This window comes from Planosporangium thailandense (assembly GCF_011947195.1).
Taxonomy (GTDB): domain Bacteria; phylum Actinomycetota; class Actinomycetes; order Mycobacteriales; family Micromonosporaceae; genus Planosporangium; species Planosporangium thailandense.
On the sequence record NZ_JAATVY010000058.1, the window covers coordinates 1 to 5,829 of the forward strand.

At 73.7% G+C, this 5,829-nt stretch carries 1 protein-coding gene; it reads left to right on the top strand.

Annotated features, from left to right (window positions below):
* Nucleotides 1-5,829, top strand: a 5,829-nt coding sequence (locus tag HC031_RS32005) for a non-ribosomal peptide synthetase (RefSeq protein ID WP_167929205.1), incomplete at both ends; no start/stop codon positions are given.

The window sequence follows — 5,829 nt, forward strand, 5'->3', positions numbered from 1 at the left end:
GGGTGAGATCGAGGCCGTCCTGCTGGGCCACCCCGCCATCGCCGAGGCGGCCGTCGTCGCCCGCGACGACGACGGGCACCAGCGCCTCGTCGCCTACCTCGTACCGTCCGCAGTGGACGCCCCCGCCGCCGGTGAGCTGCGGTCGTACCTCGGACAGAGCCTGCCCGACTACATGGTCCCGACGGCGTTCGTGACGCTCGTCGCGCTGCCGCTCACCACCAGCGGCAAGCTGGACCGGCGGGCGCTGCCCGCCCCGGAGCAGGACGGCGCCGCCCGCGCCGAACACGTGCCGCCGCGTACCGAAGCCGAGCGCGCGGTCGCGCAGATCTGGGGCGAGGTGCTGGGCGTCGACCGGGTCGGCGCCACCGACAACTTCTTCGCCCTCGGCGGCGACTCGATCCTGAGCATCCGGGTCACCTCCCGGCTACGATCGGCGTTCGGTGTCGAGGTGTCGCCCCGCGCGGTGTTCACCCACCCCACCGTGGCCGCGCTCGCAGCGAGCGTCGACGGCAAACCGGCGTCCGGGCCGGCCGGCCCCGACATCGTCGCGGTACCCCGCGACGGCGACCTGCCGCTGTCGTTCGCCCAGCAGCGGCTGTGGTTCCTCAACGAGTTCGAGCCGGACAGCGGCGAGTACATCACCTACACCGGGCTGCGCCTGCGCGGCGCGCTCGACGTCGCCGCCCTCCGCGCCGCCCTCACCGCGCTCGTCGCCCGGCACGAGACCCTGCGCACCACCTTCGACTCCGTCGACGGCCGGGCGGTGCAGCGCGTCCACCCCGCCGCGGACGTACCGCTGCCCGTGCTCGACCTGTCCGAGCTGCCGGAGGTGGTGTGCGAGGCCGAGCTGCGCCGGATCCTCGCCGACGAGAGCACCCGCCCGTTCGACCTGCGGCACGGGCCGCTGCTGCGACCCTGCCTGGTCCGCGTGGCCGTCGACGAGCACGTCCTGAGCCTGGCCCTGCACCACATCGTCACCGACGGTTGGTCGATGGGCGTGCTGCTCGATGAGCTGGCCGAGCTGTACCGGGCCACCCGGTACAGCGAGCCGCCGGACCTGCCGGCGCCGGCGTTCCAGTACGCCGACTACGCCGCCTGGCAGCGCCGCGCCCTCGACGGGCCGGTTCTGGACGAGCAGTTGGCGTACTGGCGGCGCCAGCTCGACGGGGTCGCGCCGCTCGAGCTGCCGACCGACCGGCCCCGGCCGGCCGTGCAGACGAGGAACGGCGCTCTGCTGGAGTTCGGCGTACCCGCCGACGTGGCCCGGCGACTGCGCGAGCTGGGCCACGGGCACGACGCCACCCTGTTCATGACCCTCGTCGCCGCCTGCCAGGTCCTGCTGCACCGGTGGTCGGGGCAGCGCGACATCGCGGTGGGCACGGTGCTGTCCGGCCGGGAACGACCGGAATGGGAGCGGCTGGTCGGCCTCCTCGTCAACACGCTGGTCCTGCGTACGGACGTGGACGGAGCCCGCAGCTTCGCCGGGCTCCTCGCCGACGTGAAGCAGACGGTGCTCGCGGCCTTCGCGAACCAGGACGTGCCGTTCGAGCGGATCGTCAACGAGCTGCAGCCGACCCGCGACACCAGCCGTAACCCGCTGTTCCAGGTCATGGTGGCGCTGCAGAACCTGCACAGCGCGGCACCGGAGTTCGCCAGCCTTTCGGTCGACGAGGTGGCGCCACCCGCGGTGTCCTCCGCGTTCGACCTGAGCATGGTGTTCCACCCGGACGACGACGGCGGGCTCACCGGCGTCCTGGAGTACAACACGGACCTGTTCGACGGCGACACCATGCGGCGGTTGGCCGAACACCTGCTGGTCCTGCTCGACGGCGTGGCCCGGGACCCGGACACCCCGGTAGCCGACCTCCCGCTGATGCCCGACGACGAGCGGGCGCGCGTCCTCGGCGAGTGGAACGACACCGCCCTGGAGGTGCTGGCGACGACGTTCCCGCGGGCGTTCGAGGCGCAGGTCCGGCGGACGCCGGAGGCGATGGCGCTGGTGTGCGGCGCGGTGGCGCTGACGTACGCGGAGCTGGACGCGCGGGCCGACCGGTTGGCGCGGCGCCTGGTGGCGCGGGGCGCCGGTCCGGAGCGGGTGGTGGCGGTGGGGCTGCCCCGCTCGGCGGATCTGGTGGTGGCGATGCTGGCGGTGCTGAAGGCAGGGGCGGTGTACCTGCCGGTCGACATCTCCCAGCCGCGTGAGCGGGTCGGGTTCCTGCTCCGCGACGCCGGTGCGGTCCTCGTCGTGACCAGTGCCAGCACGAACGTGCGCGCCGCCGCCGACGGGCTCGACGTGGTCCTGCTCGACGGTCCGGCGGCCACCGCCGGGCCGGACGTCGACCTGCCCGGTCCCTCGACGCCGGACAGCGCCGCCTACGTCATCTACACCTCCGGCTCGACCGGAACGCCCAAGGGAGTCGTCGTCACCCACCGCGGGCTGACGAACCTGCTGGCGAACCAGCGGGCGAGGGTGCTGGCGCCGGCGGTGCGGGCGGTGGGCGGCCGGCCGCTGCGGGCGGCGCTGACCGCGTCGTTCACGTTCGACGCGTCCTGGGAGCTGCTGCTCATGCTGGCCGGCGGGCACGAGGTGCACGTCATCGACGACGCGGTACGGGTGGACCCCGACCGGTTCGCCGGCTACGTCGGCGAGCACCGCATCGACGTAGTGAACTTCACGCCGTCGCACCTTCAGCAGATGCTCCCGGCCGGGCTGCTCGCCGAAGGGCACCATCGGCCGTCGCTGGTGCTGCTGGGTGGCGAGGCGGTGGGCGAGGCGATGTGGTCGCAGCTCGCGGCAACCCCGGCGGTCACCGCGCACAACCTGTACGGGCCGACCGAGTGCACGGTCGACGCGCTGTCCTGCCGGGTCACCCCGGACAGCCGGCCGATGGTGGGCCGGCCGCTGGGCAACCTGCACGCGTACGTCCTCGACGACCGCTTCGAACCGACGCCGATCGGTGTCCCCGGCGAGCTGTACCTGTCCGGCCCGCAGGTCGCGCGTGGCTACCTGGGCCGGCCGGGGCTGACCGCGCAGCGGTTCCTCGCCGACCCGTTCAGTGCGGCCGGGGAGCGGATGTACCGCACCGGCGACCGGGTCCGGTGGACCGCCGACGGTGTGCTCGAGTACCTCGGCCGCGCCGACGAGCAGATCAAGATCCATGGGCTGCGGATCGAGCCCGGCGAGATCGAGGCGGCCCTGCTGCGCCACCCGTCCGTGTCCGAAGCCGTCGTCGTCGCCCGCGACGACGACGGCCACCGGCGCCTGGTCGGGTACCTGGCGTCCGGGGGCACGGACGCCCCCACCACGTCGCAGCTGCGCTCCTGGCTCAAGGGCACCCTGCCCGACTACATGGTGCCCTCGGTGTACGTCATCCTCGCCGCGCTGCCGAAGACCAGCAGCGGAAAGGTCGACCGGCGCGCGCTGCCCGCACCCGAGCTCGACCCGGCGCTCGAGACGGCGTACGTCGCCCCCGTCACGCCCACCGAGCGGGAACTGGCCCGCGTCTGGGCCGACGTCCTCGGCGTCGAGCGGGTCGGCGCGGGCGACAACTTCTTCGCCCTCGGCGGCGACTCGATCCTGAGCATCCAGGTGGTCTCCCGCGCCCGGCAGGCGGGTCTGGCGCTCACCTCCAAGGACGTCTTCGTGTACCAGACGGTCGCGGAGCTCGCCGCGGCGATCGACGCCCGACCCGGGCCCGAGCCGGTAACGCCCGCCCGGGAGGAGGCCGGCCCCGCGCCGCTCACCCCGATCCAGCAGTGGCTGCTCGACGACGCCACCGGCCACTTCACGATGACCACCCTGGTGGAGTTGCCGGAGCACGTCGACGAGGCCGCGCTGCGCACCGCCGTGGAGGCCCTCGTCGCCCACCACGACGCGCTGCGGACGCGGTTCACGCAGGCCGACGGCGGGTGGCGGCAGGAGGCCGGACCGACCGCGCCGGCAGCCGTCTTCAGCCGGCACGACCTGTCCGGCCTCGACTCCGACGGCCAGCGGGCCGCGCAGGAGCGCATCGCCGTCGCCGCCCAGACCGGCTTCGACATCGCCCACGGTCCGCTGCTGGCCGCCGTGCTGTTCACCTTCGGCCCCGGCCGGCCACCTCAGCTGCTCCTCACCGCGCACCACCTGGTGATCGACGGGGTGTCCTGGCGGATCCTGCTCGAGGACCTGGAGACCGGCTACCACCAGGCCCGGGCCGGCCAGCCGATCCGGCTGCCCGACACGACCACCGGGTACGCCGAATGGGCGCGCCGCCTCGCCGCGCACGTCCACGCCGGCGGGCTCGACGACGACCTGCCCTACTGGACCGCGCTGTCCGCGGACGGCCCGGCCGACCTGCCGGTCGACCGTACGGGCGACAACACCGCCGGCCGCACCCGGACGCTGTCCGTGCGACTGTCCGCCGAGGACACCGACGCGCTGCTGCACACTGTCCCCGACGCCTACCGTACCCAGGTCAACGACGTGCTGCTCAGCGCCCTGGGTCGGGCCCTGTCCCGGTGGACCGGCCGCGACCGGGTGCGCATCGGGGTCGAGGGCCACGGGCGCGAGGAGATCATCGACGGCGTCGACCTGTCCCGTACGGTCGGCTGGTTCACCGCCGAGTACCCGCTCAGCCTGGACGTACCCGCCGACGCGGACTGGGGAACAGTGCTCAAGTCGGTCAAGGAGCAGCTACGCGCCGTGCCCCGTCGAGGGCTGAGCTACGGGGCCCTGCGCTACCTGAGCGCGCCGGACGCGCCGGCCGCCGCACTGCGGTCGGACCGCGCGCCGGGCATCAGCTTCAACTACCACGGCCAGTGGGGTGCCGGGGCGGCCGAGGGCGACGGCCTGTACCGGGGATGGCTGCCGGCGATCGGACGCGACGTCGACCCGGACAGCCCGCGCACCTACCTGATCGACGTGACCGGGATCGTCGCCGACGGCGAGCTCGAGCTGGGCTGGACGTACTCGACCGAGGTGCACGACGAGGCGACCGTCCGGCGGCTCGCCGACGACGTCGTCGCGGGGCTGCGGGAGATCGTCGCGCACTGCGCCCGGTCGGAGTCCGGCGGGCGGACACCGTCGGACTTCCCGCTGGCCCGCCTCCACCAGGATCAGGTCGACCGGATCGTCGACACCGGCCGGGACGTCGACGATGTGTACCCGTTGACGCCGCTGCAGGCCGGCATGCTGTTCCACAGCCTGGTCGACGGTACGGCGGCCTACCTCGACCAGATCTGCACCCGGCTGTCCGGCGTGACCGACCCCCACGCCCTGGCCGAGGCCTGGCAACGGGTGGTCGACCGGACGCCCGCCCTGCGGACCCGGATCGTCTGGGAAGGCGTCAACGAGCCCGTCCAGGTGGTGCAGCGCCGGGCGGCGCTGGCCGTCACGCACCACGACTGGCGGGAGCTGACCGAGGAGGAGGCCGACGACGAGCTGCGACGGCTGCTGGACGACGACCGTACGGTCGGCATCGATCTCACGCTGGCGCCGTTGATGCGGCTGACCGTCATCGCGCTGCCCGGCGACGAGGCCTGGGTGGTCTGGACCTCCCACCACATCGTGCTCGACGGCTGGAGCGCCGGGCAGGTGTTCGCCGAGGTGTGCGAGCAGTACGCGGCGATCGTGGGTGGCCGACGGCCCGCCCTCGTTGCCCGCCGCCCGTTCCGCGACTACCTCCAGTGGTTGCGCCGTCAGGACGCCGACGCCGCACGGCGCTACTGGCGGCAGGCCCTCGCCGGCTTCGAGTCACCTACGCCGCTGCCGTACGACCGCCAACCCGTCCTGGCGCACAGCGCCGAGTCCGTCGAGTCGGTCCACATCGAACTCCCGCAGGCGCAGGCTTC